Here is a 3,014-nt window from a genome sequence, read left to right on the forward strand (position 1 = left end):
CGCCGAAGCAGACCGCGGGCACCAGTTCCCAGGGCCGGGCGACCCCGCCCCAGTAGTCCCACCAGCGCACCGCCCGCACCACCGCCGCGCCCAGCGCGCACCCGGCCAGCAGGGGCAGCGCCCAGCACCGGTCCCGCACGGAGAGCACAGGCACGCCCACCGGCTCCCCGGCCGGTGCCGACCGGACCGCCCGCACTAGGAAGACGGCGATCCCGACGGCGGCCAGGGCCGAGGTGCCGTACTGGAGCCACTGGAAGAGGGGAAATCCGGCCACGACGCGCGTGAGTACCGGGACCAGGTCGGTGCCCCAGCGGTCGTGGTGGGTGAAGGCGTCCCACACCACGTGCGTGACCCCGCCGAGCACCGCCGAGACGTACCACCACACCGCCGCCCCGGCCCGGACCCGTGCGCGGGGTGCCCCGCAGCGCAGCAGGGCGGCGGGCCTCGGCTGCCAGGGCCCGGGGAGGAGCGCCACCAACGGCTCGCGCACCAGCAGCCAGAGCGCCAGCAGCGCCCACGAGATCAGCACGTCCACGGTGAGCACCCCGGTGAAGGAGTGCGTGAACGTCCCGAACTCCATCGCCTCCGGGCGGACACCGGCCGCGTAATAGGTCAGGTCCGGCGCGAAGGAGCCCGCGACGAGCACCGCGGGGACCAGCGGCCCGCGTCCGGTCCCGTCCCGGCGGACGGCGGGCAGTACGGCCGCGGCATGGCTGAGCGTGAAGGGCAACGGGACCTCCCGGAACGCCCGGCACGGGCGGCGCCGGTGAGCGCGCGCCCAGTATGCGTGATCCGCACTCACCGGCCGTACGGGCGACGGGAGTCGGCCAAGTCCGGAAAACGCGGGCGCCACGGGTGCCTCGAGGCAGGGGAGTTGACGTAGGGTCGGCCGGGGCGCATCTGTCGTGCACACGGTCAGGTGACCCACCCCACAGACCACAGGACGGCACACCGGGCAACCGTGGCACCGGCTCGGCCGTCACACCTTCAGTCGGGACAGGCGCAGACGGACGCCGAGAGCGTCCACGGGAGGGGTTCACTCTATGGCGGCGCACAAGGGCAGGCGGCTGCGCAAGGGAGCGGCGACGACCGCGGCGGCCGCCTTGGCGGTGGCGGCACTCTCCGCGTCCCAGGCACCGGGCGCGACCGGCGCACCCGAACCCCTCCAGACCAGCGCGGGCCACAGCACCCCCGTGCCGGAGGTCTCGGCGGACGGCAACGCCACCGGCAACTCCCCGTACTACACGGACCTTCCGCCGCTCAAGAGCCCCCTCCCGAGCCCGTCCTCGACGATCGGCACGCCCGTCTCGCGGGGCGAGGGCGAGGCGGGCATCCCCGCGACCGTCCTGGACGCCTACCAGAAGGCCGAGGCCGAACTGCGCGCCGCCAAGCCCGGCTGCAACCTGCCCTGGCAACTCCTCGCCGCCATCGGCAAGGTGGAGTCCGGCCAGGCCAGGGGCGGCCGCGTGACGGCGGACGGCACCACGATCAGCCCGATCATCGGCCCCCAGCTCGACGGCAACGGCTTCGCCCTCATCAAGGACACCGACCACGGTGCCTACGACGGCAACAGCTCCTACGACCAGGCCATCGGCCCGATGCAGTTCATCCCGTCCACCTGGGCGTGGGCGGGCCGCGACGGCAACGGCGACGGCAAGGCCGACCCGAACAACGTCTACGACGCCGCCCTCGCCGCCGGCCACTACCTGTGCCGCAACGGCTGGGACCTCTCCACGGAACGCGACCTGCACCGCGCGATCCTCAGCTACAACAACTCCACCGACTACCTCGACCTCGTGCTGAGCTGGGTGGACTACTACCGCAAGGGCACCCACTCGGTCCCGGACGGCTCCGGCGGCGTCCCCCGCCACCGCAGCGACGACGACCTCCCGCGCACGAGCATGCCCGCCACTCCCCGCGCGGCCGAGCCGAAGCCCTCGAAGCCGGCCAAGCCCTCCAAGCCGGCCAACCCGCCTAAGAGCAGCCCCGGCACGCCCGGCAGTCCCTCGCCGGAGCCCACCCCGCCGTCCGGGAAGCCCACCCCGTCCGACACGGTGGACCACCTCGTCTCCCCCGACCTGGACGGCACCGAGCTGACCGCCACGGCCGGGGACGCCTTCGAACGGCGGATCGGCGCCCGCGCGGTGACCAAGGACGGCAAGTCCGTGGCCAAGGTCCGGGTGCGGTTCACCATCAGCGGCGACACCGACGCCACCTTCACCGGCGGCGAGCGGGTGGCCACCATCGCCACCGACGCCAAGGGCGTCGCGCTCGCCCCCCAGCTCCTCGCGGGGGAGAAGGCCGGCACCTTCGAGGTCACCAGCGTGGTCGTCGGGCACAAGGCCGAGGGCGTCGGCTACACGGCCACCGTCACCCCGCGCCCCGCCGACAAGCTGGTCCGCACCTCCGACACCGCGCTGACCTGCGCTCCGGGCGGCGAGTTCGCCGGGCAGGTGCAGGTGAAGGCGACGTACAAGGGCGCTCCGGCGGCCAAGGTCGGCGCCACCGCCACGCTGATCAAGTCCGCGGCCGACCCCAGCGCGAACATCGTCGGGCCCTACTTCAAGGACGCGAACGGCCAGCCCGTGCGCACCCTCACCGGGCTCACCACCGACGCGAACGGTGTCGTCACGCTGCCCAAGCTGTACGCGGACCTCTTCAGCGGCACCTACCTGCTCCGCGTCACCACGCCGGGCGGCGGGAGCGTCACCGTCGAGCTGAAGGTCTCCGCCACGGCGAGCGCCTCCGCGAGCCCCTCGCCGAGCGCCTCCGCAAGCCCCTCGCCGAGCCCGTCGGCCGGCTCTTGAGGTCCTTTCACCGCCTGAGCCGGGCCCTCGTGTGACGGGTCGGCTCGGCGGTGGCCGGGTCCTCGGGCCAGGGATGCTTCGGGTAGCGCCCGCGCAGCTCGGCCCGGACCGCCCGGTAGCCGTCCCGCCAGAACGAGGCGAGGTCCGCCGTCACGGCGGCGGGCCGCCCGGCGGGTGACAGCAGATGCACCAGCAGCGGCACCCCGG

3 protein-coding genes are annotated in these 3,014 nt (G+C 74.1%); 1 reads left to right on the forward strand and 2 read right to left on the reverse strand.

The window, feature by feature from the left end; genetic code table 11:
• A partial coding sequence (locus CCN33_RS26730; RefSeq protein WP_086696015.1) for a DUF4184 family protein occupies positions 1 to 730 on the reverse strand: 730 nt, incomplete at its 3' end.
• Positions 731 to 1,043: 313 nt separating this feature from the next.
• Between CCN33_RS26730 and CCN33_RS26735 the strand changes: the two genes are divergently transcribed.
• The gene (locus tag CCN33_RS26735) at positions 1,044 to 2,807 is read left to right on the forward strand and encodes a lytic transglycosylase domain-containing protein (protein ID WP_086696016.1); all 1,764 of its coding nucleotides are present in this window, start codon (positions 1,044 to 1,046) and stop codon (positions 2,805 to 2,807) included.
• A 7-nt stretch (positions 2,808 to 2,814) separates the two neighbouring features.
• Here the strand turns inward: CCN33_RS26735 and CCN33_RS26740 are convergent.
• On the reverse strand, positions 2,815 to 3,014 hold a 200-nt coding region (locus tag CCN33_RS26740), incomplete at its 5' end, for an ATP-dependent helicase C-terminal domain-containing protein (RefSeq protein WP_279628213.1).

Origin of the sequence: Streptomyces recifensis (assembly GCF_002154615.1) — a bacterium.
GTDB lineage: Bacteria > Actinomycetota > Actinomycetes > Streptomycetales > Streptomycetaceae > Streptomyces > Streptomyces griseoluteus.

Excerpts from the sequence above, each read along its gene's own strand:
- CCN33_RS26735 (WP_086696016.1), top strand. The coding sequence starts at position 1,044 with ATGGCGGCGCACAAGGGCAGGCGGCTGCGCAAGGGAGCGGCGACGACC.